Raw genomic sequence first — 25,633 nt, 5'->3', positions numbered from 1 at the left:
TTCGCAAAACCCCTGGTCAGTTCGCCGCCGCGGTCTGCGCGGCGCCGATGGATGCGGTGACATTGGTGACGAGCGACTTGACCGATTGGGCCGTCGCGTCGAAGACGGGAGCGGGATAGACGCCGAAGAAGATGACCAGCACGACCAGCGGGTAGATGATGACCTTCTCGCGCGCCGAAAGATCGAGCAGCCCCTTCAGGCTGTCCTTGGTCAGCGCGCCGAAGATCACCCGGCGGTAGAGCCACAGCGCGTAGGCCGCCGACAGGATGACGCCGGTAGCGGCGAAGAATGCCACCCACGTGTTGACCCGGAACACGCCCAGCATGGTCAGGAACTCGCCGATGAAGCCTGATGTGCCCGGCAGGCCGACATTGGCCATGGTGAAGATCAGGAACACGGTGGCGTATTTCGGCATGTTGTTGACCAGGCCGCCATAGGCATCGATCTCACGCGTGTGCATGCGGTCGTAGATGACGCCGACGCACAGGAACAGCGCGCCCGAGACGAGGCCGTGGCTGAGCATCTGGAAGATCGCGCCCTGAACGCCTTCCTGGTTCATGGCGAAGATGCCCATGGTGACGAAGCCCATATGGGCAACCGACGAATAGGCGATCAGCTTCTTCATGTCCTCCTGCATCAGCGCCACCAGCGAGGTGTAGATGATGGCGACGACCGAGAGCGTGAAGACCAGCGGCGCGAACATTTCGGATGCCAGCGGGAACATCGGCAGGGAGAAGCGCAGGAAGCCGTACCCGCCCATTTTCAGGAGGATACCGGCCAGGATGACCGAACCGGCGGTTGGCGCCTCGACGTGTGCATCCGGCAGCCAGGTGTGCACCGGCCACATCGGCATCTTCACTGCGAAGGATGCGAAGAAGGCGAGCCATAGCCAGGTCTGCATGTTGGCCGGGAAGTTGTGGGTCAACAGCGTCGGGATGTCGGTGGTGCCGGACTGATAGAACATCGCCATGATGGCGAGCAGCATCAGCACCGAGCCGGCGAGCGTGTAGAGGAAGAACTTGAACGAGGCGTAGACGCGCCGCTTGCCGCCCCAGACGCCGATGATGATGAACATCGGGATCAGGCCGGCCTCGAAGAAGACGTAGAACAGCACGATATCGAGCGCGCAGAACACGCCGATCATCAGCGTCTCGAGCAGCAGGAAGGCGATCATGTAGGCCTTGACGCGCTTCTCGATCGATTCCCACGACGCCAGGATGCACAGCGGCATCAGGAAGGTCGTCAGGATGACGAACAGCATCGAAATGCCGTCGACGCCCATGTGGTAGGAGATGCCGGAGTCGAGCCACGCGACCTTTTCGACGAACTGGAAGCCCGCCTGCGAATTGTCGAAGCCGGTCCAGATGAACAGCGAGATGATGAACGTGAACGTCGTGGTCAACAGCGCAATGGCGCGGATGTTGCGGCGTGCGTTTTCGCTGTCATCGTTGATGAACAGGATCAGCAGCGCACCAACCAGCGGCAGGAAGGTGACCAGCGAGAGGATTGGCCAGGCGGTCATCAGAGCATCATCCAGGTGACGAGTGCGGCAACGCCGATCAGCATGGCGAAGGCATAATGGTAGAGGTAGCCGGTCTGCAGCTTGACGACGCGGTTGGTGACATCGACGACGCGCGCCGAAATGCCGTCCGGCCCCAGGCCATCGATGATGGTGCCATCACCGGTCTTCCACAGGAAATGGCCGAGGCGCTTGGCCGGCCGCACGAACAGGAAGTCGTAGAGCTCGTCGAAATACCACTTGTTGAGCAGGAAGGCATAGAGCCCGCGATGCCGCGCGGCGAGATTGACGGGCATTTCCGGCGAGCGGATGTAGAACTTCCAGGCCAGCGCGAAACCGATCAGCATGGCGATGAAGGGCGAGAGCTCGACCCACAGCGGCAGTTCATGCATCTCGTGCAGGATGTGGTTGTCCGGCAGCGTGAACAGCGAAGCCTTCCAGAACTCGGCATAGCCTTCGCCGATGAACGAATTGTGGAAGATGATGCCGGCAAACAGCGCGCCGGCGGCCAGCACGAACAACGGCACCAGCATCACCGGCGGCGATTCATGCACATGGTGCATCACCTCGTGGCTCGCCCGCGGCTTGCCGTGGAAGGTCATGAAGATCAGCCGCCAGGAATAGAAGGAGGTGAAGCACGCGGCGATGACCAGCAGCACGAAGGCAAGGCCGGCGACCGAATTGTGGCCGGCAAAGGCGCTCTCGATGATGGCGTCCTTGGAGAAGAAACCGGCTGTGCCGATGACGGTCACCGGAATGCCGACGCCGGTCAGCGCCAGCGTGCCGATCACCATCATCCAGTAGGTTGTCGGGATCAGTGACCGCAGGCCGCCCATCTTGCGCATGTCCTGCTCGTCGGAGACGGCGTGGATGACCGAGCCCGAACCGAGGAACAGCAGCGCCTTGAAAAAGGCGTGCGTGAACAGGTGGAAGATCGCCGCGCCATAGGCGCCGACGCCGAGCGCCACGAACATGTAGCCGAGCTGCGAGCAGGTCGAATAGGCGATGACACGCTTGATGTCGTTCTGGACCAGGCCGACGGTCGCCGCGAAGAAGGCGGTGAAGGCGCCGATGAAGGTCACCACCGTCAGCGCCGAATGCGACAGCTCGAACAGGGGCGACAACCGCGCCAGCATGAACACGCCCGCCGTCACCATGGTGGCGGCGTGGATCAGCGCGGAGACCGGCGTCGGGCCTTCCATGGCGTCCGGCAGCCAGGTGTGCAGCGGCACCTGCGCCGACTTGCCCATGGCGCCCATGAACAGGAGCAGGCAGACGACGGTCATTGCCGACTGCTTGTCCAGAGCATGGCCGAGGAAGGTCAGCACGGCGGCACCTTGCGGGGCGCCTTCAGCCGGAATGAACGTTGCCGCGTTGGCGAAGATGGTGCCGAGATTGACCGAGCCGAACAGCACGAAGACGCCGAAGATGCCGAGCGCGAAGCCGAAATCGCCGACGCGGTTGACAACGAAGGCCTTGATGGCCGCGGCATTGGCCGAGGGCTTCTTGTACCAGAAGCCGATCAGCAGGTAGGACGCCAGGCCGACCCCTTCCCAGCCGAAGAACATCTGCACCAGATTGTCCGCCGTCACCAGCATCAGCATGGCGAAGGTGAACAGCGACAGATAGGCGAAGAAGCGCGGCCGGTTCGGATCGTGGTGCATGTAGCCGATCGAATAGATGTGGACCAGCGCCGACACGGTGTTGACCACCACCAGCATCACCACCGTCAGCGTGTCGATGCGCAGCGCCCAGGAGACGTCCAGCCCGCCGGACTGGATCCAGTGCAGCACCGGCACGGTGAAAACCTCGCCATGGCCGAAGCCGACGCTGAAGAAGGCAACCCACGACAGAACAGCCGAAATCACCAGGAAGCCGGAGGTGATGTATTCGGACGCCTTGGCGCCGAGCGACGTGCCGAACAGGCCGACGATCAGGAAGCCGAGCAGTGGAAGGAAGACGATGGCCTGATACATGGTGGTTCCGTCAACCCTTCATCATGTTCACGTCTTCGACCGCGATCGAGCCGCGGTTGCGGAAGAAGACGACGAGAATGGCAAGTCCGATCGCCGCCTCGGCCGCCGCGACCGTCAGCACGAACAGTGCGAACACCTGGCCGACCAGATCGCCGAGCGCCGCCGAGAAGGCGACAAAGTTGATGTTGACCGCAAGCAGGATCAGCTCGACCGACATCAGGATGACGATGACGTTCTTGCGGTTCAGGAAGATACCGAACACGCCGAGCGTGAACAGGATCGCCGATACGGTCAGATAGTGTGCGATGCCGACGACCATCTCAGACTCCTTCGCCCGACTTGACCTTGCGGATTTCCATGCCGGTGGCCGGCGTGCGGCCGACCTGGGCTGCGATCGACTGCCGCTTGACCCCTTCCTTGTGGCGCAGCGTCAGCACGATGGCGCCGATCATGGCGACCAGCAGGATGAGGCCCGAAATCTGGAAGTAGTAGAGGTAGTCGGTATAGAGGATGTCGCCGAGCGCGGCCGTGTTGGAGCGCGTGGCGAGATCCGGAATGGGTTTCGAGATCGTCGAGGCGAGCTGCGGCGCGAAGGTGTAGCCGCCCAGCACGACGATCAGTTCCGCTGCGAGAATCAGCCCGACGAAGGCGCCGATCGGCGCGTACTGCAGCGCGCCGCTCTTCAGTTCGGCGAAATCGACGTCGAGCATCATGACGACGAACAGGAACAGCACCATGACCGCGCCGACATAGACGACGAGCAGGATCATCGCCAGGAACTCGGCGCCGGTCAGCATGAACAGGCCGGCGGCGTTGAAGAAGGTCAGGATCAGGAACAGCACCGAATGCACGGGGTTGCGCGACGAAATGACCATGAACGCCGACGCCACGGCGACAAAGGCGAAGAGGTAGAAAAAGGCCGCCTCTAGTCCACTCAGCATTGGGGTTCCCCCGGGTTCCTGTCCGAGCACGACGCTTGCGTCCTGCCCGATCTTGCTTGCCACCGCCTCCGGTCGGCAAGTTTCGTTGTGTCCTTAGACGAGGCCCCTCGCCCCGTCCATGCGTCAAATATCAGCGGTAGGGCGAGTCCAGCGAGATGTTGCGCGCCAGTTCGCGCTCCCACCGGTCGCCATTCGCCAACAGCTTGTCCTTGTCGTAGTAAAGTTCCTCGCGCGTCTCCGTCGCGAACTCGAAATTCGGCCCCTCGACGATGGCGTCGACCGGGCAGGCTTCCTGGCAGAAGCCGCAATAGATGCACTTCACCATGTCGATGTCATAACGCACCGTGCGGCGCGTGCCGTCATTGCGGCGCGGGCCGGCCTCGATGGTGATGGCCTGCGCCGGGCAGATCGCCTCGCACAATTTGCAGGCGATGCAGCGTTCCTCGCCGTTGGGATAGCGGCGCAGCGCGTGCTCGCCACGGAAGCGCGGGCTGGTCGGCCCCTTCTCGTGCGGATAGTTGATCGTCTCCTTCGGCGCGAAGAACTGGCGCATCGACAGGAAGAAGGCGCTGACGAAATCCTGCAGCAACAGCGATTTTGCGGCCTGGGAAAGAGGGGACATCACGCAAACCCCGTGATCTTGAGGAAGGCTGCGGTGGCGACCACCATGAACAGCGAGATCGGCAGGAACACTTTCCAGCCCAGCCGCATCAACTGGTCGTAGCGGTAGCGCGGCACGAAGGCCTTCACCATGGAGATGCCGAAGAAGACGAAGCAGACTTTCAGCACGAACCAGATGACGCCGGGCACCCAGGTGAAGGGCGCGAAGTCGAAGGGCGGCAGCCAGCCGCCGAGGAACAGGATGGTGGCCAGCGCGCACATCAGCACGATGGCGACATACTCGCCGAGGAAGAACAGCAGGAACGGCGTCGACGAATATTCGACCATGTGGCCGGCGACCAGTTCCGATTCGGCTTCGACCAGGTCGAAGGGTGGCCGGTTCGTCTCGGCCAGCGCCGAGATGAAGAAGATGATGAACATCGGGAACAGGGCCAGCCAGTTCCAGTCGAGGAAGGTGTTGGGCAGGCCAAGCCTCGTGCCAAGCCCGCCCTGCTGCGACAGCACGATATCGCTGAGGTTGAGCGATCCGGCTGTCAGCAGCACGGTGACGATGACGAACCCGATCGAGACTTCGTAGGACACCATCTGCGCGGCCGAGCGCAGCGCGCCGAGGAACGGATATTTCGAGTTGGACGCCCAGCCGCCCATGATCACGCCATAGACCTCGAGCGAGGAGATGGCGAAGACATAGAGGATGCCGACATTGACGTTGGCGATCGCCCAGCCCTGGTTGACTGGAATGACCGCCCAGGCCGAGATCGCCAGCACGGCCGACACCAGCGGCGCCAAAAGGAATACGCCCTTGTTGGCGCCTGACGGGATGACCGGTTCCTTGAAGACGAATTTCAACAGATCGGCGAAAGCCTGCAGCGTGCCCCAGGGGCCGACCACGTTCGGGCCACGGCGCAGCTGCACCGCCGCCCAGATCTTGCGGTCGGCGTAGAGGATATACGCGACGAAGACCAGCAGCACGACGATCAGCACGACTGACTTCAAGAGGATCAGCAGCGCCGGCAGCACGTAGAAGGAGAAGAAGGTTTCCATGCTTATTCCGCCGCCTGCTTGAAGCCGCTCTTGGCCAGTGCCGAGCATTCAGCCATCACGGCCGACGCCCGCGCGATCGGGTTGGTCAGGTAGAAATCCTTGACCGGCGACGTGAAGGTGCCCTTGTTCAGCCGCCCGCCAAGCTTCGCCACGCCGGCGATGTCCTCGGCATTGCCGGCCGCGACCTGGTCGATGCGGGCCAGATGCGGGTATTCGCCATAGAGCTTCGCCCGCAGCTGCGGCAGCGAATCGAACGGCAGTTTCTTGCCCAGAACGTCGGACAGCGCCCGCAGGATCGCCCAGTCCTCGCGCGCGTCGCCTGGCGCGAAGCCGGCGCGGTTGGTCTGCTGCACGCGCCCTTCGGTGTTGACGTAGGTGGCCGACTTTTCGGTGTAGGCCGCGGCCGGCAGGATGACATTGGCGCGGTGGGCGCCCGCATCGCCATGCGTGCCGATATAGACGACGAAGGCGCCGCCGGTCTTGCCCATGTCGATCTCGTCGGCGCCGAGCAGGAACAGCACGTCCGTTTCGCCCAGCATGCCGGCAACGTCCTTGCCGCCCTCGCCCGGCACGAAGCCGAGATCGAGGCCGCCGACGCGCGCCGCCGCATTGTGCAGCACGGCAAAGCCGTTCCAGTCGGCGCGAGCGGCGTTTACGGCCGTGGCGAGCTTGGCCGCCTGGCCGAGCACCGCCGCGCCATCGGCGCGCGCCAGTGCGCCCTGGCCTACGATGATCAGCGGATGCGTCGCCTTCTTCAGCGTCTGGAAGAATTTGCCATTGCCGTCCGCCAGATCCTTGAGCGAATCCGGACCGGCACCCAGCAATTCGTAGTCATAGCGCGTGTCGCCGACATCGCCGATGACGCCGACCGGCAGGTTGCCGACCCGCCAGCGCTTGCGGATGCGGGCATTGAGCACGGAGGCTTCGAAGCGCGGATTGGCGCCGATGATCAGCACCGCGTCGGCCTGCTCGATGCCTTCGATGGTCGGGTTGAAGATATAGCTGGCGCGTCCGAGCGACGGGTCGAGCGCGGCGCCATCCTGGCGGCAGTCGATGTTCTTCGAGCCGAGCGAAGCCATCAGGAGCTTCAGGGCGTAGATCTCTTCGACCGCCGCGAGATCGCCGGCAATGGCACCGATCTTCTCGGGCGTCGTCTTCGATACCGCATCCTTGATCGCCGCGAACGCGTCCGCCCAGCTTGCCGGAACCAGCTTGCCGTCCTTGCGCGCATAAGGGCGGTCGAGGCGCTGCGTGCGCAGGCCGTCCCAGATGAAGCGGGTCTTGTCGGAAATCCACTCCTCATTCACCTGCTCGTTGACGCGCGGCAGGATGCGCATCACTTCGCGGCCACGGCTATCGATGCGGATCGCCGAGCCGACCGCATCCATCACGTCGATGGATTCGGTCTTGGTCAGCTCCCACGGCCGCGCCTGGAAGGCGAAGGGCTTGGAAGTCAAAGCGCCGACCGGGCAGAGATCGATGACATTGCCCTGCAGCTCGGAGGTCATCGCCTGTTCGAGATAGGTGGTGATTTCGGCGTCCTCGCCGCGGCCGATCAGGCCGAGCTCGGAAATGCCGGCAACCTCGGTGGTGAAGCGGACGCAGCGCGTGCAGTGGATGCAACGGTTCATCACCGTCTTGACCAGCGGGCCGATATACTTGTCTTCGACCGCCCGCTTGTTCTCGTGATAGCGCGAGGAATCGACGCCGAAGGCCATCGCCTGGTCCTGCAGGTCGCACTCGCCGCCCTGGTCGCAGATCGGGCAGTCCAGCGGATGGTTGATCAGCAGGAATTCCATCACGCCTTCCCGGGCCTTCTTGACCATCGGCGTGTTGGTGAAGATTTCCGGCGGCTCGCCATTGGGGCCGGGGCGCAGGTCGCGCACGCCCATGGCGCAGGAGGCCTGCGGCTTGGGTGGCCCGCCTTTCACCTCGATCAGGCACATGCGGCAATTGCCGGCGATCGACAGCCGCTCGTGGAAGCAGAAGCGCGGCACTTCCGCGCCCGCGTCTTCCGCCGCCTGCAGCAGCGTGTAGTGGTCGGGTACAGTGATCTCTTTCCCGTCGACCTTGAGCTTTGCCATTCGCTTCAAACCCCTGCGGATTTCCCGCAATCTCATTTTCCGGGCGCGACAGACGCAGCGCCCGACATTTCGTTCACTTCTTCGCGGCCAGCGCCGCCGCCTGGGCAGTCCAGTCGTCGCGGCCGATGCGGCCGTTGAACGACAGATAATCGTCGACCCAGGCGATCTCTTGCGGCGACCAGGCGGCGATCTGGGCATATGTCCAGATGCCAAGCCCGTTCAGCACCTTCTCCAGCTTCGGGCCGATGCCCGATATCGCCTTGAGGTTGGAGGGTCTCGCAGGCCTGTCCATGGTCTTGGGCTGCCTGAAATCTTCGGGCAGCAGCACATCCGCGGGCTCGCCGGTTGCCGGAGCGGCATTCACCGCGGGCGCCGTGGTGGCGGCTTCCTTGGCGGCGATGTCGGTGACCTCCTGCGCAAAGGACTGCGCCTCGGCAATCAGCGTCTTCGCCGTCGCCCGCGCCTTGATGGACGACGAGTTCGCGTCCTCGAGCTGCTCGATGCGTGCCTCGAAATCCTCGATCAGCGGCTGCATGAGCCGCTGCGATGCCTCGGCGGCTCCCGAAAGCGCGCCCATCCAGACGCCGAACGCATGGTTGGCGAGCCCGATGCCGAGCGCCGACATCGCCGCCGCACCCGCGACAGGGTGCACGAAAAGGTTGACGGCGCTGGCCATCTCCTTCGGCATCATCCTGGTCAGGTCCTGGTTCATCTTCTCGAGCTGGTCCAAATTGGGCATCAATGGGTTGGGTGTCGAATACGGCGCCATAGAATTCTCCTGGTCGTTTCTTCGCTCGCCCCGCCCCGTTATTCTCGCTTCGGGCTCTCGCCCGCGGTCACAAACTCTATTCCGCCGCCACCATCACTGGCTCGGCTCGGTGCGCGTTGCGCGAAAACTCGTCGATGCGCCGCTCCACCTCGCCGCGGAAATGCCGCATCAGGCCTTGGATCGGCCACGCGGCCGCGTCGCCCAGCGCGCAGATCGTGTGGCCCTCGACCTGCTTGGTGACGTCGAGCAGCATGTCGATCTCGCGCTTCTGCGCCTCGCCGCGCACCAGCCGCTCCATCACCCGCCACATCCAGCCGGTGCCTTCGCGGCACGGCGTGCACTGGCCGCAGCTCTCGTGCTTGTAGAAGTACGACAGCCTCGCGATCGCCTTCACAACGTCGGTCGACTTGTCCATGACGATGACGGCGGCCGTGCCGAGGCCTGATTTGAGGTCGCGCAGCGCATCGAAATCCATCGGCGTGTCGATGATCTGCTCGGCCGGCACCAGCGGCACCGAGGCGCCGCCTGGAATGACCGCAAGGAGATTGTCCCAGCCGCCCCGAATGCCGCCGCAATGCGTCTCGATCAGCTCGCGGAACGGGATCGACATCGCCTCTTCGACGGTGCACGGATTGTTGACGTGGCCGGAGATGCAGAAGAGCTTGGTGCCGACATTGTTGGGTCGGCCGAAGGACGAGAACCAGGCCGCGCCCCGGCGCAGGATGGTCGGCGCCACCGCGATCGATTCGACGTTGTTGACGGTGGTCGGACAGCCGTAGAGGCCGACATTGGCCGGGAATGGCGGCTTCAGCCTGGGCTGGCCCTTCTTGCCTTCGAGGCTTTCCAGCAGCGCGGTTTCCTCGCCGCAGATATAGGCGCCGGCGCCATGATGCATGTAGACGTCGAAGTCGTAGCCGGATGTGTTGTTCTTGCCGATCAGCTTGGCCTCATAGGCCTCCTCGATGGCCCGCTGCAGCGCCTCGCGCTCGCGGATGAACTCGCCGCGCACATAGATGTAGGCGGCGACCGCGCCCATGGCGAAGCCGGCGAGCAGCGCCCCCTCGACCAGCGTGTGCGGGTCGTTGCGCAGGATGTCGCGGTCCTTGCAGGTGCCGGGCTCGGATTCGTCGGCATTGATGACGAGGTAGCTCGGCCGGCCGTCGCTCTGCTTGGGCATGAACGACCATTTGAGGCCCGTCGGGAAGCCGGCGCCGCCACGGCCGCGCAGGCCGGACGCCTTCATCTCGTTGACGATCCACTCGCGCCCCTTGGCGACGATGCCGGGCGTGTTGTCCCAGGCGCCGCGCGCCATCGCACCGGCCAGCGACTTGTCGAAGAGGCCGTAGATGTTGGTGAAGATGCGGTCTTTGTCCTGAAGCATTTTTCGTCCCTCAGACCGGCTTCTTGCCGAAAACGCGGATGTATTCGGCGACGCCGCCCTTGGCGAGCGCCTTGGCCTGCTTGACCCAGTCGTCGCGGTCGATGCGGCCGTGGAAGGAAAGATAGCCGTCCACCCACTCGCGCTCCGCCTTCTTCCACGACGCGACCTGCGCGAAGGTGAAGATGCCCAGCGTATGCAGGATGCCCTCGATCTTCGGGCCGACGCCGGAGATCAGCTTGAGATCGTCGACCGCGGCCGGCCTGTCGATGCCGGCCGGACGGTTCTTGTCGTCCAGCGACGGTTTCGCCGGCTTGGCGGCCGGTACCTTGGCTTCCGGCGCCTTGAAGGCAGCGGCCGGTTCGGCCTTGGCCTTCGGACCATTGCGCTGCTTGGCAACCTGCTCAACCTCGGGCGCTGCCTTGTTGGCGTTGGCGGCCGAGTGCAGCGGCGCCGAAACGCTCGCCGCCTTCTCCGCCGCAGGCGCCACCTTGGTCGCCGAAGGCGTCTTCAAGGCTGGGCTGGTTTCGGGCGCGTCGGTCTTCGGCTTGCTGGCATTGGACGGCGCGACGGGCGCGGCAGCGGGTGCCGGAACTGGCTCGGCAATGATCGCGTCGGGCGCCGCCTTGGCGGCCTTTGCCGCCTCCCTCGCCTCCCTGTCACGGGTCGACTTGAGGATCGCCTTTTCGCTCTTCAGCGTTGTCAGACCAGAGGCCGGCTCCGAGCCGGTGCGGCCATTCTGCGGCCCAGGCGCTACCGAAGCGCCCTTGCCCGCATCGTAAAGATCGATGATTTCGGCCAGCCGTTCCGGCGTCAGGTCCTCGAACGTGTCCTTGAAGATCATCACCATCGGCGCGTTGACGCAGGCGCCGAGGCACTCGACCTCTTCCCACGACAAGGTGCCCTTGTCGTTGGTGTGGAACTGGTCGTGATGGATCCGCGAGCGGCAGACATCCATCAGCGCTTCCGAGCCGCGCAGCATGCAGGGCGTGGTGCCGCAGACCTGGATATGCGCACGCGTGCCGACCGGATTGAGCTGGTACTGCGTGTAGAAGGTCGCGACCTCGAGCCCGCGGATGCGGGGCATGCCGAGCATGTCCGAGATCGTCTCGATCGCCGCCTTGGTCACCCAGCCTTCCTGTTCCTGCGCTATCATCAGCAACGGAATGATCGCCGACTGCTCGCGGCCTTTCGGGTATTTCTTGATCCATTGCTTCGCCGCTGCCGCGTTCGCCCGGTTGAAGGCGAAGGAGGCGGGCTGGACGCTGGCTTCTGCGAGACGGCGGACTGACATTTAGCGATCGACCTCACCAAACACGATGTCGAGGGAGCCGAGAACGGCGGTGACGTCGGCCAGCATGTGGCCGCGGCAGAGGAAATCCATGGCTTGCAGATGCGCGAAACCGGGTGCGCGCAGCTTGCAGCGGTATGGCTTGTTGGAGCCGTCGGAGACCAGATAGACGCCGAACTCGCCCTTCGGCGCCTCGACGGCCGCGTAGACCTCGCCGGCCGGAACGCGATAGCCCTCGGTGTAGAGCTTGAAGTGATGGATCAGCGCTTCCATCGAGCGCTTCATCGCCTGGCGCTTCGGCGGCACCACCTTGCCGTCGAGGTTCGACACCGGGCCGGTGCTTTCCTTGCCGAGCAAGAGATCGACGCACTGGCGCATGATCCGCGCCGACTGGCGCATTTCTTCCATGCGCACGAGATAACGGTCGTAGCAGTCGCCGTTCTTGCCGATCGGAATGTCGAAATCCATTTCCGAATAGCATTCATAGGGCTGCGACTTGCGCAGATCCCAGGGCGCGCCCGAGCCGCGCACCATGACGCCGGAAAAGCCCCAGGCCCAGGCATCGGCCAGCGACACAATGCCGATATCGACATTGCGCTGCTTGAAGATGCGGTTGCCGGTCAGCAACTTGTCGAGATCATCGATCGACTTGAGGAACGGGTCGATCCACTTGCCGATGTCCTCGACCAGCTGACGCGGCAGGTCCTGATGGACGCCGCCGGGGCGGAAATAGGCGGCATGCATGCGCGAGCCGGAGGCGCGCTCATAAAACACCATCAGCTTTTCGCGCTCGACGAAGCCCCACAGTGGCGGCGTCAGCGCGCCGACGTCCATGGCCTGCGTCGTCACATTGAGGATGTGCGACATGATGCGGCCGATTTCGCAATAGAGCACGCGGATCAGCTGGCCGCGCCTCGGCACCTCGATACCGAGCAGGCGCTCGGCCGCGAGCGCGAAGGCATGCTCCTGGTTCATCGGCGCGCAATAATCGAGCCGGTCGAGATAGGGCACCGCCTGAAGATAGGTCTTGGCCTCGATCAGCTTTTCCGTGCCGCGATGCAAGAGCCCGATATGCGGATCGACGCGATCGACGACTTCGCCGTCCAGCTCCAGCACCAGGCGCAAAACGCCGTGCGCCGCAGGATGTTGCGGACCGAAGTTGATGTTGAAATTGCGGACGGAGGTCTCAGCCATTGTGGCGCCTCAATTCGTCTTGGCTTTTTCGTCGCCCGGCAGGACGTAATCCGTCCCCTCCCACGGCGAGAGAAAATCGAAATTGCGGAATTCCTGCTTGAGCTCGACCGGCTCGTAGATCACGCGCTTGGCTTCGTCGTCGTAGCGAACCTCGACGAAGCCGGTCAGCGGGAAATCCTTGCGCAGCGGATGGCCTTCGAAACCGTAGTCGGTCAACAGGCGGCGCAGGTCGGGATGGCCCGAGAACAGCACGCCATAGAGATCGTAGGTCTCGCGCTCGAACCAGTCGGCGCCGGGATAGACGCCGGTGATCGACGGCACCATTGTCTCCTCGTCGGCCTGCACCTTGACGCGGATGCGGACATTCTGCTTCGGCGACAACAGATGGTAGACAACGTCGAAGCGCTTGGCCCGCGACGGATAATCAGCCCCACAGACATCGATGATCGAGATGAACTGGCAGCGCGCATCGTCGCGCAGGAAGGTCACCACCTCGACCAGGTCGCGCGGCTCGACATGGATGGTGAGCTCGCCATAGGCGAGCACCGCGTCATTGACACGACCGATCAGCTTTTCGCCGAGATAGGTCGACAGTTCGCTCAGGGATGCTGCCATGGATTTACCGTTCGATCGTGCCGGTGCGGCGGATCTTCTTCTGCAGGAGAAGAATGCCGTAGAGCAAAGCTTCGGCGCTCGGCGGGCAGCCGGGCACATAGATGTCGACCGGCACGACGCGGTCGCAGCCGCGCACCACCGAATAGGAATAGTGGTAGTAACCGCCGCCATTGGCGCAGGAGCCCATCGAGATGACGTAGCGAGGCTCCGGCATCTGGTCGTAGACCTTGCGCAGCGCCGGCGCCATCTTGTTGGTCAGCGTGCCGGCGACGATCATGATGTCGGACTGGCGCGGAGACGCGCGCGGCGCGACACCGAACCGCTCCGAGTCGTAACGTGGCATCGAGGTGTGGATCATCTCGACCGCGCAGCACGCCAGGCCAAAGGTCATGAACATCAGCGAGCCGCTGCGCGCCCAGGTGATCAGCGCCTCGGTCGAGGTGACCAGGAAGCCCTTGTCGGCAAGCTCATTGTTGATTTCGAGGAAGAAGGGATCGTCCTCCCCCACCGGCCTGCCGGTGTTGGGATCGATGATGCCCTTCGGCTTCGGCGCGACGAGGGTGCCTGAACTGTCGTTCAATCCCATTCCAGCGCTCCTTTTTTCCATTCATAGGCAAAGCCGATGGTCAGCACTGCCAAAAACACCATCATCGACCAGAAGCCGAGCATGCCGATCTTCGAGAAGGACACGGCCCAGGGGAACAGGAAGGCCACTTCCAGGTCGAAGATGATGAACAGGATCGACACCAGGTAGAAACGGATGTCGAATTTCATGCGGGCATCGTCGAACGAGTTGAAACCGCACTCGTAGGCGGACAGCTTTTCGGGATCGGGATTGCGGTAGGCCACCAGGAACGGGGCGGCCAGCAGCGCCAGGCCGACGACCAGTGCCACGCCTATGAACAGGACGATAGGCAGGTACGAACTGAGAAGTGCGTTCATGCAGCGGCTTTCCGTTGGCGCCAATCCACGTTGATTACAGCACCGGACCTTATTGCGGAAGCGTGACAGTTTAACCGCTGAACCGTTTTAAGGGCCTATGCTGCAACGCGGCGAGGGTTAGCGCAGCACTTCCAGCGAAGCAAGTCAAACCTTGTTCAAAACGCCGACCTGGACGGCATATCCGGAGAAACTGGTCCGATCCGCTCCTGTTTGATTTCCTTCGCTTTTTACTCCACTTTTCTCTCCTGACATGGTTGCCGCCAAAACCCTGCTAGCATGGGTTGGAATCACCACGCAGGTTCCGCAAAACTGGACGCCGGTTTTGCGACAAGAAGCTGCCCAGACAAAGACCGACCCACAGCCGAAGCCCCCTCGGAGTGATGCCTGCATGAAGGAAAAGATCTCTCTTGCCGCGGCCCGCCGCATTGCACTCGCCGCTCAAGGGTTTCTCGATCCGCGCCCAAATGGCACACCCGACCGCCGTCATCTCGCCCGTGTGCTGTCCCGCACCGGCCTGCTGCAGATCGATTCCGTCAGCGCGGTGGTGCGCGCTCATTATATGCCGCTCTATTCGCGCCTGGGCCCCTACCCGCTCGCTTTGCTCGACAATGCCGCCGTGACGCGCAAACGCACTGTGTTCGAATACTGGGCGCATGAGGCCTCGTTCCTGCCGGTCGAGACCTACCCGCTGATGCGCTGGCGCATGCAGCGGGCCGAGCAAGGCGATGAAATGTATCTGGGGCTGGCCAAATGGGGCCGCGAACACGCCGCCTATATAGAAGACATCTACCGCGCGGTCGTCGAGCGCGGCCCGATCGCCGCTTCGGCGCTCGAAGGCCAGAAAGGTTCGGGCGGCTGGTGGGGCTGGAGCCATGCCAAGCACGCCTTCGAATGGCTGTTCTGGGCCGGGCGCATCACCACGGCGCACCGTCGCGGCTTCGAGCGCTTCTATGATTTGCCGGAGCGCGTGCTGCCGCAGGCGATCCTCGATCTGCCGGTGCCCCCGGCCGAGGACGCGCATCGCGAATTGCTGCGCATTTCCGCCCGCGCCCATGGCGTGGCGACGTCAGGCGACCTGCGCGACTATTTCCGGCTGTCGCCGGCCGATATGAAGGGCCGGCTGGAGGAACTGGTCGAGTTGGGCGAATTGCTGCCGGTGCGCGTCGAAGGCTGGGACAAGCCGGCCTACCTTCACAAGGACGCCCGCCTGCCCCGGAAAATCGAGGCCCGCGCGCTGTTGGCGCCGTTCGACCCGGTCGTCTTCGAGCGCTCGCGTTCGGAGCGGCTGTTTGACTTCCACTACCGCATCGAGATCTACACGCCGGCTGAAAAGCGCCAATACGGCTATTACGTCCTCCCCTTCCTGCTCGGCGACCGGATCGTCGCGCGCGTCGACCTCAAGGCGGACCGGCCGGCGAGCGTCCTGCGCGTCCATGCCGCCTACCCCGAGCCCGGCGCCCCGCCTGAAACCGCCGCGCAGCTCTTCGAGGAATTGAAGCAGATGCAGGGCTGGCTTGGCCTTGAACGCATGGACGTGACGCCGGCAGGCGATCTGGGCCCGGCGCTGGCCGACATCGCCATGTCGTAAGCTCGCGTTGACACCGCTGCCTGCAAAAGCCTAAATCCCGTCCAGACGGTCCCTTGCCCGCAACGGCAGGGGCTAAGAGGGAATGCGGTGCGAGGTGAAAGATCTCAAATCCGCGGCTGTCCCCGCAACTGTAAGCGAAGAGCCTAGGCCGAAAGCCACTGGGGATTCCTGGGAAGGCGGCACCCAAGGCGATGACCCGCGAGCCAGGAGACCTGCCGTCTGTGACAAGAGAATCCGATCGCCCGGCGGGTTTCCGGGCAAGGAGCCCGGCTTTTTGGACCAGAACGGCAGTTTTTCGGCTGGTACAGCGGACAATTCGTCCGCCGACAGCGAAGCCTTGACCGGCGTCACGGTCATCGTCTGCGCCTCCTGTCGCGACGAGGCCGGCTCGGACGCCCATCCCCGCGCCGGCGAACTGCTGGCCGAGGACACGCGCCATGCCGCGGCCGATGACAACATCCGCGTCCGCACCGTCGAATGCCTCGGCAATTGCAAGCGCCGGCTGAGCGCCGCCATCCTGCGCGACGGCTGCTGGAGCTATGTCTTCGGCGACCTGACCGCGGCCAGCGGCGCCGACCTCGTCACCGGCGCCAAACTCTTCGCCACCTCGACGGACGGCCTCATTCCATGGCGTGGCCGGCCCGATTCCCTCAAGCGCGGCCTCGTGGCCCGCATTCCTCCCCTCGACCTGTTGAAGGATTGATCATGAGCGCCCCAAATTCGACCGGCAATCTCTCCCGCGTCCCCTGCACCGTCGTCACCGGCTTCCTCGGCGCCGGCAAGACGACGCTGGTCCGCCATCTCCTGGAAAACGCCGGCGGCAAGCGCATTGCCATTATCGTCAACGAGTTCGGCGACATCGGCATCGACGGCGAAATCCTGAAAGGCTGCGGCATCGACACCTGCCCCGAGGAGAACATCGTTGAACTGGCCAATGGCTGCATCTGCTGCACCGTGGCAGACGACTTCGTGCCGGCGCTGGACCAGATCCTGTCGCTGACGCCGAAGGTCGACCACATCCTGATCGAAACCTCGGGCCTCGCTCTGCCCAAGCCGCTGGTCCAGGCGTTCCAGTGGCCGACGGTGAAGAGCCGCGTGACGGTCGATGGCGTGATCGCCGTGGTCGACGGCCCTGCTTTGGCCGAAGGCCGCGTCGCCAACGACATGGACGCCTTGCAAGCGCAGCGCGCCGGGGATGAGAGCCTCGACCATGACGACCCGGTCGAGGAAGTGTTCGAGGATCAGATCGCCTGCGCGGACCTGATCATACTGTCGAAGAGCGACCTGATGGACGCCGCCGGTTCGGCCCGGGCCAACGCCATCGTCAACGAACATTCCGCCCGCGCCGTGAAGATCGTGCCGACCTCGCACGGCAAGGTCGACCCTTCCATACTGCTCGGGCTCGGTCTCGCCGTCGAGGACGATATCGAGAACCGCAAATCCCATCATGACGGCGCTTTCGACCACGAGCACGACGACTTCGACACCTTCATCGTCGACATCTCTTCGATCGCCAATCCGGACGAGCTGGCAAGGCGCGTCGCCACTGTCGCCGAAGAAGAAAATGTGTTGCGTGTGAAAGGTTTCGTCGAGGTCGGCGGCAAGCCGATGCGGCTCCTCCTGCAGGCCGTCGGCCCGCGCGTCAATCATTACTATGACCGCGCCTGGACGGCCGAGGACGACCGCCGCTCGCGCCTGGTCGTCATCGGCCTCAAGGGGCTGAACCGCCCGGCAATCGAGCGTATACTCGCCGGCTGATTTTCAGACACGGGCCGCGATGCATATCCTCACCACGACGTCCGCCTCGCTCGACGATCTCGCCGAGCCGGTCGATCTGCGGCAGACGCCGGCGGATATCGTGGCGCTGTCCTTCACCGACAGCGATCTTGCCGGGTTGGCGGCGGCGTGGAAGGCCGATGCCGGCCGCCTGCCCTCGATGCGGCTGGCGGCATTGCGCGACCTTCGCCATCCCATGTCCGTCGACCTCTGGGTCGACAGCGTCGCCCGCCACGCCAAGATCATCCTGGTGCGCATCCTCGGCGGCCATGATTGGTGGCGCTATGGCTGCGACCAGTTGGCCTCGGTCGCCCGCGAGCGCGGCATAAAACTGGCGCTGCTTCCCGGTGAAAGCCACGACGAGGATCTCAGGCTGATCGAAGCCTCGACGCTGCCGCGTGAGGAATTGGATAGTCTGCTCGGCTATTTCCGCGAAGGCGGCCCGGCCAATATGAGCGCGCTGGTGCAGCGGCTGGCGCGGCTGGCGGGCCAGGATGCGGCCGTTGTTGAGCCGGTGGCAGTGCCAAAAGCCGGCTACTACGAGCCCACACGCGGCGGCGTCCCCCTCCCCCTCGAGGGGAGGGTCCGGCCGCAGGCCGGGGGTGGGGTCCTCTCAGAAGGCACCGCAAGAGCGCCGAGCCCGGTCGAACCGACCCCACCCGGCGGCTCTGCCGCCACCCTCCCCTCGAGGGGGAGGGAAAGGTCGTGCCGATCCTCTTCTACCGCTCGATGCTTCTCGCCGCCGATGTCGCGCCGATCGATGCCCTTTTTGAAGCGCTGCGGCAGCGCGGCGTTTTCCCGGTCCCCATCTTCGTCTCCAGTCTGAAAGACCCGCCGTCACTGGCCTTTGTGGAAACCGCGTTCGCCGTGCTGAAGCCCGCCGCCATCATCACCGCGACCGCCTTCGCGTCAGGCGCCGAGCCCGGCGTCGAAACCCTGTTCGACCGTGCCGGCGTGCCCGTCTTCCAGGTCATCGTCGCCACCACCCGCCGCGACGTCTGGGAAAACAACCAGCGCGGCCTGGCGCCCGCCGACCTCGCCATGCATGTCGTGCTGCCAGAACTGGACGGCCGCATCCTCGCCGGCGCCATTTCCTTCAAGGGCGAAAGCGATGTCGATCCCGCACTTGGCCACCGTGCCTTCGCCAACCGGCCCGAGTCGGATCGCGTGGCGCAGGTGGCCGACCGCGTCGCGGCCTTCATCAAGCTGCGAGAGACGCCTCGAGCCGGGCGCAAGCTGGCTATCCTGATCCCCGACTATCCCAGTGCTCCCGGCCGTACCGGCTATGCTGTCGGCCTCGATGTGCCGTCGAGCGTGCTGGCCATGCTGCATGACCTGAAGGGACAGGGCTATGCCGTTGAAGGGATTCCGCAAACGCCGCGCGCGCTGCTGGATTTGCTGGAAGTCAGCGATACTGGATTGACGTTAGACAACTATATTGCCTTCTCGACAGAGTTGCCGATTGCGGCAATCGCAGGGGTCGAAGGCGCTTGGGGCAAGGCAGAAGACGAGGCAGGGTTGCGCCAGGCGCACAGACCTTCACAAACGATCTCAGCAAGCTTCCCCTTCCGCGCCGCCACCTTCGGCAACATTACTGTCGCCCTCGCCCCCGACCGCGGCCGCTCCGCCGACCGCCGCGCCGACTATCACGACCCGACGCTCCCCCCGCGCCACGCCCTGATCGCGTTTGGCCTGTGGCTGCGCAAATCCCTCGGCGTCCATGCGCTCATCCATGTCGGCGCGCACGGCACGCTGGAATGGCTGCCGGGCAAGACGGTTGCACTCTCGCAAAGCTGCTTTCCCGAGATCGTCACCGGTCCCTTGCCCGTCATCTACCCCTTCATCGTCTCCAACCCAGGCGAAGCAGCGCAAGCCAAGCGGCGCATCGCCGCCGTCACGCTCGGCCATTTGCCGCCGCCGCTGGCCGGCGCGGGACTGGACGACGACCAGCACAAACTCGAACGCCTGGTTGACGAATATGCCCAGGCAGATGGCCTCGACCGCCGCCGCCGCGACCGCCTGGCAAAGCTGATCGTCGACACCGCGCAAAAGACCGGCCTCGCCGCCGAAGCCGGCGTCGCCAGGACCGACGCGCCCGACGAGGCGCTGCGCCGCATCGACGCCTGGCTCTGCGACCTCAAGGACTTCGCCATCAAGGATGGGTTGCATATCTACGGCCGCGCGCCCGATGGTGAGCCTGACGCCATGCGCCGCCAAAGTGCCGAGACTGAAAGGTCGGCGCTGCTCGCCGCGCTCGATGGCCGCCACGTCAAGGCCGGACCGGCCGGCGCGCCCGCGCGGGGGCGCTCCGATGTTTTGCCCACCGGCCGCAACCTGTTCACGTCGGATCCACGCACCATGCCGACACCGACCGCCTATGACCTGGGCAAGGCGGCGGCGGAAGAGGTCGTGCGCGGCTATATGCAAACGCATGGCGACTGGCCGCGCTCTCTGGTGATCGACCTCTGGGGCTCGGCCTCGCTGCGCACCGGCGGCGAGGAAATCGCGCAAGGCCTGGCGCTGATGGGCTGCCGGCCGCAATGGGATGCCGCCACCGGCCGCATCACCGGCATCGAGGTGCTGCCGCCGGCAACGCTCGGCCGCCCGCGCGTCGATGTCACCTGGCGCATATCGGGCCTGTTCCGCGACATGTTCCCGACCCAGATCGCGCTGATCGACGCCGCCGCCAATGCCGTCGCCGCGCGCGACGAGGAGGATTCGGAAAACCCGCTCGCGGCCCGGACCCGAGCGGATGGCAAGATCAGCCCACGCATTTTCGGCACCTCGCCCGGCACTTACGGCGCCGGCGTCGAGGACCTCCTGTCGAGCGGCGACTGGGCAGCGCGCGAAGAAATCGGCCGCGCCTATCTCGACGCCACCTCGCATGCCTATGGCGGTGCCGGCGGCGAAGGCGTCTCGGTGCCCGGCGCGTTCGAAACCCGCATCGCCGAAGCCGATCTTCTGGTCCACACCGGCGACGACCCCGGCCGCGACATTCTCGAAGGCTCCGCCGACGTCGCCTTCATCGGCGGCTTTTCGGCAGCACTTGCAGCGCTCGGCCGGAATGCCGACGTCATCGTCCTCGACACGACAGACCCGCAAAAGCCGAAGCCGCGTTCGGTCGGCGAGGCCGTCTCGCGGGTGGTACGCGCCCGCGCCGTCAATGCGCGTTTCATCGCCGGACAGATGCGGCACGGCCCGCGCGGCGCCTCCGAATTCGCCGAGACGGTCGACCGGCTGGTCGGCTTCGCCGAGACCACCCATGCCATTTCGGGCGCGCTGATCGAGGCCGTGCACGACGCCTATGTTGGCGACGCGGAAGTTCGCGCCTTCATCCTGCGCGAAAACCCGGCCGCCGCGAAGGTCATCGCCGAGCGTTTTCTCTCCGCGCGACGGCGCGGCCTCTGGCATCCCTTGCGCAATTCCATCGACGACGATCTCGCGGCGCTGATTGCCGAGGCAGAGGTGCTGGGAGTGGCGGCATGAACGCCTTCTCGCGCCGGGGCGCCTGTCCGGCCCTGTCGGCACCAATGCAGACCGGCGATGGGCTGCTGGTGCGGCTCAACCCGGTTGCCGGAGCCCCATCTTTTGAAGGATTGACGCCGAAGCTCTTGATCGAGCTGGCGGACTCCGCCCAGCGGCACGGCAACGGCATCATGGAGGTGACGGCGCGGGGTAGTCTGCAGATACGCGGCCTTACAGCGGAGACCGCAGCACTGCTAGCGGCGGAGGTCGATGCGCTGGGCATTGCGGTGCGGACCGGCGTGCCGGTGGAGACCAGTCCGTTGGCGGGCATCGATCCTCGCGAGATCGCCGATCCGCGACCGCTGGCGGAGCGGGTCAGGGTGGCGGTCGAGGACGCTGGGCTGACGCAACGGCTGGGGCCGAAGGTTTCGGTGGTTGTCGACGGTGGCGGACAATTGACGATGGATGCGGTGACGGCCGATGTGCGGCTGAAGGCGGTGCGAGCCGACAACGACATCGTCTGGAGCGTATCGGTTGCCGGTGACGGCCGAAACGCGAAGGTGCTGGCAACAGTCGATGCCGATGCCGCTAGAGACATAGCCGTCGCTACGCTCAGGATGGTCGCTGAAAAGGGCCGCGAAGCGCATGCGAGGGATTTGTCGGAGAGGCAATTGGTATCTCTCGCAGGCTGGCATTCTGTGGCGCCCCCCTCTGTCCTGCCGGACATCTCCCCCACAAGGGGGGAGATTGCTCATTCGTGCTCGGCCTCGCCCATTTCCAACGCCGAAACGGCTCAGCACACGTCCGCTTTCGCAAGAACAACGCCGCCGGCAGGGCAGCCGATCTCCCCACCTGTGGGGGAGATGTCCGGCAGGACAGAGGGGGGCGCCTCGCGCAAACCTATCGGCCTTTTCCCTTTGGCCGGCGACACTTTCGCCCTCGGCATTGCTCTCCCCTACGGCAGTATGCCAGCCGACAAGCTCATCGCTCTCACGCAAAGCGCCCTCACGCTGGGCACCACCGAAATCCGCCTCGCCCCGGGCCGCGCCTTGCTCTTCCTCGGCCAACCACAGTCAGCGAACCATCGCCTCCAGCAAGCCGCCGCCGCCCTCGGCTTCGTCACCTCCCACACCGATCCGCGCACCCGCATCGCCGCCTGCCCCGGCACGCCGGCCTGCGCCTCCGGCCGCATCGCCACGCGTGACATCGCCGAGACGATCGCCGCCGAAAACGCGGACATTCTCGACTTCACGCTGCACATTTCCGGCTGTGCCAAGGGCTGTGCACATCCCGGCCCGGCGGCGCTCACGATCGTCGGCGACGAAAATGGAGCCGGACTTGTCGTGAACGCGACGGCAAAGGCTCTTCCTGCCGGCTACAGGCCGGGCTATGACGCCGCGCGCGGCTTCGGTCGCGTCGCGGCGGTGATCCGCAGTGCACGATTTCAGGACGAGACCGCCGCTGCTTGCCTGACAAGGCTTGGGCCGGCGGCAATCGCCGAGACTTACCAACAGGCCCAAACTAAAAAACGGAAATGAGCATGGCCGCCTACGACTACATCCACGACGGCACGGCGATCTACGAGCGCTCCTTCGCCATTATCCGCGCCGAGGCCGACCTCAAACGCTTCTCCGAAGCCGAGGCCGATGTCGCCATCCGCATGATCCATGCCTGCGGCCAGGTCGAAGCATCAAGCCATTTCGTTTTCTCGCCTGAATTCGTCACCGCCGCGCGCCAGGCACTCGCCGCCGGCGCGCCGATCTTCTGCGATGCCGAAATGGTCTCGCATGGCGTCACCCGCGCCCGGCTGCCGGCCGGCAACGAGGTGATCTGCACGCTGCGCGATCCGCGCACGCACGACATCGCCAAAGCGATCGGCAACACCCGTTCTGCCGCCGCGATCGACCTGTGGGGCGAGCGCATGGCCGGTTCGGTCGTCGCCATCGGCAATGCGCCGACCGCGCTGTTCTATCTCCTGGAAAAATTGCGCGACGGCGCGCCGAAGCCGGCGGCCATCATCGGCATGCCGGTCGGCTTCGTCGGTGCCGCCGAATCCAAGGATGCATTGGCCGAGAATTCCTATGGCGTGCCCTATGCCATCGTGCGTGGCCGGCTTGGCGGCAGCGCCATGACGGCCGCCGCGCTCAATTCATTGGCGAGGCCCGGCCTGTGAACGCGCTCCCCAAAGGCCGACTTGTCGGCGTCGGCACGGGTCCCGGCGATCCAGAACTGTTGACACTGAAGGCCGCGCGCGCCCTGGCCGAGGCCGATGTCGTCGCCTACTTCGCCAAGCGCGGCAACAACAGCAACGCGCGCGCCATCGTCGAGGCACGCTTCCGACCAGATATGCTGGAACTGCCGCTGCTCTATCCCGTGACCACCGAGATCGACAAGGATCACGACGATTACCGATCGCAGATCACCGGTTTCTACGAGGAGTCGGCCGAAAAGGTCGCCGAACACCTCGACGCCGGCAGGATGGTTGCCGTGTTGTCCGAAGGCGACCCGCTGTTCTACGGATCCTACATGCATCTGCATGTCCGCCTCGCCCATCGCTTCGCGACCGAAGTCATTCCAGGCGTCACCGCAATGTCCGGCTGCTGGTCGCAGACCGGTGTGCCGATCGTCCAGGGCGACGACGTGCTGACGGTTTTGCCCGGCACGATGAGCGAGTTCGAGCTGACGCGTCGCCTGGCCGACACCGATGCCGCCGTCATCATGAAGGTCGGCCGCAACCTGCCCAAGATCAGGCGGGCGCTCGAAGCCACCGGCAAGCTGACGCGCGCCGTCTATGTCGAGCGCGGCACCATGGCCGGCAGCGTCTCGATGAAGCTCGCCGACAAGCAGGACGACAAGGCCCCCTATTTCGCCATCGTGCTGGTCGCCGGCTGGTCCGGCCGGCCAGGGGCATTGGGAGCACAGGCATGAGCGGCCGCCTGACCGTCATCGGCCTCGGGCCCGGCAATGCCGATCAGGTCACGCCGCAAGCAAGCCGCGCCGTGGCCGAGGCGAAGTTCTTCTATGGCTACAAGCCCTATCTCGACCGGCTGGACCTGCGCCCGGACCAGACTCGCGTTGCCTCCGACAACCGTGAGGAACTCGCCCGCTCCAAGGACGCCTTGACCAAGGCCGCGGAAGGCCACGACGTCGCCGTGGTTTCCGGCGGTGATCCTGGCGTCTTTGCCATGGCGGCCGCGGTTTGCGAGGCAATCGAGGCCGGCCCGGCTGAATGGCGGGCTATCGACGTTGCCGTGGTGCCCGGCGTCACCGCCATGCTGGCGGTCGCCGCCCGCATCGGCGCACCGCTCGGCCATGATTTCTGCGCCATCTCACTGTCCGACAATTTGAAGCCGTGGGACCTGATCGAACTGCGCCTGCTGGCGGCGGCCGGCGCAGGCTTCGTCATCGCGCTCTACAACCCCATCAGCAAGGCCCGCCCCTGGCAGCTTGGCCGCGCTTTCGAATGCCTGACCGCGATCCTGCCCGGCACCACGCCGGTCATCTTCGGCCGCGCCGCCGGCCGTCCGGACGAGCGCATCGAGGTTTATCTGCTGGCCGACGTCGATGCGCAAAAGGCCGACATGGCGACCTGCATCATCATCGGGTCGCCGGAAACCCGGATCATCAAGCGCGCGGACAAGCCGGCGCTGGTCTACACGCCGCGTTCGGCATCGGGTTCGACAAAATGATCGGCCCCGAATTGGTTGACAATCGCGGCCAGCGCTTCGACGGTTTCAGCCGAAGGCACCTCCGGCAACATTGGCCTGCGGACCATGATCACCTCGACACCAAGCGCCCGCGCGGCGGCAATCTTGCCGTAAGTGGCGGCGCCGCCGCTGTTCTTGGACACGACACCGTCGATGCTGTGTCTTTCCAGCAGCGCTCGCTCGTCAGCTTCGCGGAACGGACCGCGCGCCAGCAGGTAGTCGGCGTCGGGCACGGCGAGCTTCGGCTCGACCGGATCGACGCTGCGGATGAGGTAATGGTGCTGGGGCGCGGCTTCGAAGGCCGCCACCTCCTGTCGGCCAAGCGCCAGGAAGACGCGGCGCGGTGCCGGTCCAAGTGCCTGCACGGCTTCGGTGACGCTATCGACATCAGTCCAGCGGTCGCCTTCGATGGGCTCCCAGCCCGGACGGCGCAGGGCCAAGATCGGCACGCCGGCCGCGCGCGCCGCCTGCGCGGCATTGGCGGAGATTCGCGCCGCATAGGGATGCGTGGCGTCGATCAGCAGGTCGGTGCTTGTCTCCTCGAGGTAGGCGGCCAGGCCATCGGCGCCGCCAAACCCTCCGGTTCGCACGGGCACGCCTTGCGCCACGGGGCTTTCGGTGCGACCAGCCAGCGACAGCGTGACCGAAGCGCGTACCGCCAGCTTTCCAGCCAGTTGCCGGGCTTCCGTGGTGCCGCCGAGGATCAGGATACGGTGGGTCATC

23 protein-coding genes, 1 pseudogene and 1 riboswitch are annotated in these 25,633 nt (G+C 64.9%); of the genes and pseudogenes, 9 read left to right on the top strand and 15 right to left on the bottom strand.

What is annotated here, in order from left to right:
- Positions 1 to 16 precede the first annotated feature (16 nt).
- From EB230_RS17630 to EB230_RS17565, 14 genes are all read right to left on the bottom strand, one after another.
- Positions 17 to 1,522, bottom strand: a complete 1,506-nt coding sequence (locus EB230_RS17630) for an NADH-quinone oxidoreductase subunit M (protein ID WP_056572867.1) — start codon at positions 1,520 to 1,522, stop codon at positions 17 to 19.
- On the bottom strand, positions 1,522 to 3,495 hold the full coding sequence (gene nuoL, locus EB230_RS17625) for an NADH-quinone oxidoreductase subunit L (protein ID WP_172373442.1): 1,974 nt from the start codon (positions 3,493 to 3,495) through the stop codon (positions 1,522 to 1,524). The genes EB230_RS17630 and nuoL overlap by 1 nt, the downstream gene beginning before the upstream one ends.
- Before the next feature lie 10 nt (positions 3,496 to 3,505).
- The gene (nuoK, locus tag EB230_RS17620; protein ID WP_019858930.1) at positions 3,506 to 3,814 is read right to left on the bottom strand and encodes an NADH-quinone oxidoreductase subunit NuoK; all 309 of its coding nucleotides are present in this window, start codon (positions 3,812 to 3,814) and stop codon (positions 3,506 to 3,508) included.
- 1 nt (position 3,815) lies between these two features.
- On the bottom strand, positions 3,816 to 4,436 hold the full coding sequence (locus tag EB230_RS17615) for an NADH-quinone oxidoreductase subunit J (RefSeq protein WP_056572873.1): 621 nt from the start codon (positions 4,434 to 4,436) through the stop codon (positions 3,816 to 3,818).
- Between the two features lie 130 nt (positions 4,437 to 4,566).
- A complete protein-coding gene (gene nuoI, locus EB230_RS17610; protein ID WP_172373440.1) occupies positions 4,567 to 5,058 on the bottom strand; it encodes an NADH-quinone oxidoreductase subunit NuoI in 492 nt (163 codons plus the stop codon).
- Positions 5,058 to 6,101: an NADH-quinone oxidoreductase subunit NuoH gene (gene nuoH, locus EB230_RS17605; protein WP_056572876.1), complete on the bottom strand. Its 1,044-nt coding sequence runs from the start codon at positions 6,099 to 6,101 to the stop codon at positions 5,058 to 5,060. Before nuoH ends, nuoI begins: the two co-directional genes overlap by 1 nt.
- Before the next feature lie 2 nt (positions 6,102 to 6,103).
- The gene (nuoG, locus tag EB230_RS17600) at positions 6,104 to 8,185 is read right to left on the bottom strand and encodes an NADH-quinone oxidoreductase subunit NuoG (protein ID WP_172373438.1); all 2,082 of its coding nucleotides are present in this window, start codon (positions 8,183 to 8,185) and stop codon (positions 6,104 to 6,106) included.
- 73 nt (positions 8,186 to 8,258) lie between these two features.
- Entirely contained in the window at positions 8,259 to 8,954 is a 696-nt protein-coding gene (locus tag EB230_RS17595; protein WP_056572882.1) for an NADH-ubiquinone dehydrogenase, read from the bottom strand.
- Positions 8,955 to 9,030: 76 nt separating this feature from the next.
- Positions 9,031 to 10,335 (bottom strand): NADH-quinone oxidoreductase subunit NuoF, encoded by a 1,305-nt coding sequence (gene nuoF, locus EB230_RS17590; RefSeq protein ID WP_056572885.1) that lies wholly within the window; start codon positions 10,333 to 10,335, stop codon positions 9,031 to 9,033.
- A 10-nt stretch (positions 10,336 to 10,345) separates the two neighbouring features.
- Entirely contained in the window at positions 10,346 to 11,626 is a 1,281-nt protein-coding gene (locus EB230_RS17585; protein ID WP_172373436.1) for an NADH-quinone oxidoreductase subunit E, read from the bottom strand.
- Positions 11,627 to 12,817 (bottom strand): NADH-quinone oxidoreductase subunit D, encoded by a 1,191-nt coding sequence (locus EB230_RS17580; protein WP_027044896.1) that lies wholly within the window; start codon positions 12,815 to 12,817, stop codon positions 11,627 to 11,629.
- A gap of 9 nt (positions 12,818 to 12,826) precedes the next feature.
- Positions 12,827 to 13,432: an NADH-quinone oxidoreductase subunit C gene (locus EB230_RS17575; protein WP_172373434.1), complete on the bottom strand. Its 606-nt coding sequence runs from the start codon at positions 13,430 to 13,432 to the stop codon at positions 12,827 to 12,829.
- Between the two features lie 4 nt (positions 13,433 to 13,436).
- Positions 13,437 to 14,018, bottom strand: a complete 582-nt coding sequence (locus tag EB230_RS17570) for an NADH-quinone oxidoreductase subunit B (RefSeq protein ID WP_015317338.1) — start codon at positions 14,016 to 14,018, stop codon at positions 13,437 to 13,439.
- On the bottom strand, positions 14,009 to 14,374 hold the full coding sequence (locus tag EB230_RS17565; protein ID WP_010910112.1) for an NADH-quinone oxidoreductase subunit A: 366 nt from the start codon (positions 14,372 to 14,374) through the stop codon (positions 14,009 to 14,011). The genes EB230_RS17570 and EB230_RS17565 overlap by 10 nt, the downstream gene beginning before the upstream one ends.
- Positions 14,375 to 14,762: 388 nt before the next feature.
- Here EB230_RS17565 and EB230_RS17560 point away from each other — a divergent pair, with 388 nt between their 5' ends.
- The 9 genes and pseudogenes from EB230_RS17560 to EB230_RS17525 all read left to right on the top strand — a co-directional run bounded on the left by EB230_RS17560 (position 14,763) and on the right by EB230_RS17525 (position 24,892).
- Positions 14,763 to 15,962, top strand: coding sequence for a winged helix-turn-helix domain-containing protein (locus EB230_RS17560; RefSeq protein WP_172373432.1), 1,200 nt, complete (start codon positions 14,763 to 14,765; stop codon positions 15,960 to 15,962).
- 29 nt (positions 15,963 to 15,991) lie between these two features.
- A riboswitch (cobalamin riboswitch) is annotated at positions 15,992 to 16,197 on the top strand.
- A 39-nt stretch (positions 16,198 to 16,236) separates the two neighbouring features.
- The gene (locus EB230_RS17555) at positions 16,237 to 16,665 is read left to right on the top strand and encodes a DUF1636 family protein (protein WP_172373430.1); all 429 of its coding nucleotides are present in this window, start codon (positions 16,237 to 16,239) and stop codon (positions 16,663 to 16,665) included.
- A 2-nt stretch (positions 16,666 to 16,667) separates the two neighbouring features.
- Positions 16,668 to 17,720, top strand: coding sequence for a cobalamin biosynthesis protein CobW (gene cobW, locus EB230_RS17550; RefSeq protein ID WP_172373429.1), 1,053 nt, complete (start codon positions 16,668 to 16,670; stop codon positions 17,718 to 17,720).
- Between the two features lie 19 nt (positions 17,721 to 17,739).
- Positions 17,740 to 18,294 (top strand): annotated as a pseudogene (locus tag EB230_RS32670) (cobaltochelatase subunit CobN); the annotation flags it as partial.
- 149 nt (positions 18,295 to 18,443) lie between these two features.
- Positions 18,444 to 21,224: a cobaltochelatase subunit CobN gene (cobN, locus tag EB230_RS17545; RefSeq protein WP_246738809.1), complete on the top strand. Its 2,781-nt coding sequence runs from the start codon at positions 18,444 to 18,446 to the stop codon at positions 21,222 to 21,224.
- Positions 21,221 to 22,741 carry a precorrin-3B synthase gene (gene cobG, locus EB230_RS17540; protein ID WP_172373428.1) on the top strand — a complete coding sequence of 507 codons (1,521 nt, stop codon included), beginning with the start codon at positions 21,221 to 21,223 and terminating at the stop codon, positions 22,739 to 22,741. Before cobN ends, cobG begins: the two co-directional genes overlap by 4 nt.
- A gap of 2 nt (positions 22,742 to 22,743) precedes the next feature.
- Positions 22,744 to 23,376, top strand: coding sequence for a precorrin-8X methylmutase (locus EB230_RS17535; protein ID WP_172373427.1), 633 nt, complete (start codon positions 22,744 to 22,746; stop codon positions 23,374 to 23,376).
- Entirely contained in the window at positions 23,373 to 24,131 is a 759-nt protein-coding gene (locus EB230_RS17530; protein WP_056572915.1) for a precorrin-2 C(20)-methyltransferase, read from the top strand. Before EB230_RS17535 ends, EB230_RS17530 begins: the two co-directional genes overlap by 4 nt.
- Positions 24,128 to 24,892: a precorrin-3B C(17)-methyltransferase gene (locus EB230_RS17525; RefSeq protein WP_172373426.1), complete on the top strand. Its 765-nt coding sequence runs from the start codon at positions 24,128 to 24,130 to the stop codon at positions 24,890 to 24,892. The genes EB230_RS17530 and EB230_RS17525 overlap by 4 nt, the downstream gene beginning before the upstream one ends.
- On the opposite strand, the gene EB230_RS17520 is transcribed toward EB230_RS17525, so the two are convergent.
- Complete coding sequence (locus EB230_RS17520; protein ID WP_056572921.1) at positions 24,856 to 25,632, bottom strand: cobalt-precorrin-6A reductase; 777 nt, start codon at positions 25,630 to 25,632, stop codon at positions 24,856 to 24,858. The genes EB230_RS17525 and EB230_RS17520 overlap by 37 nt on opposite strands.
- Position 25,633 lies beyond the last annotated feature (1 nt).

The sequence above is a fragment of the Mesorhizobium sp. NZP2234 genome, assembly GCF_013170765.1.
GTDB lineage: Bacteria > Pseudomonadota > Alphaproteobacteria > Rhizobiales > Rhizobiaceae > Mesorhizobium > Mesorhizobium loti_D.
Note: the sequence above shows the minus strand (reverse complement) of the source record. Positions and strands in the feature narration are given on the sequence as shown.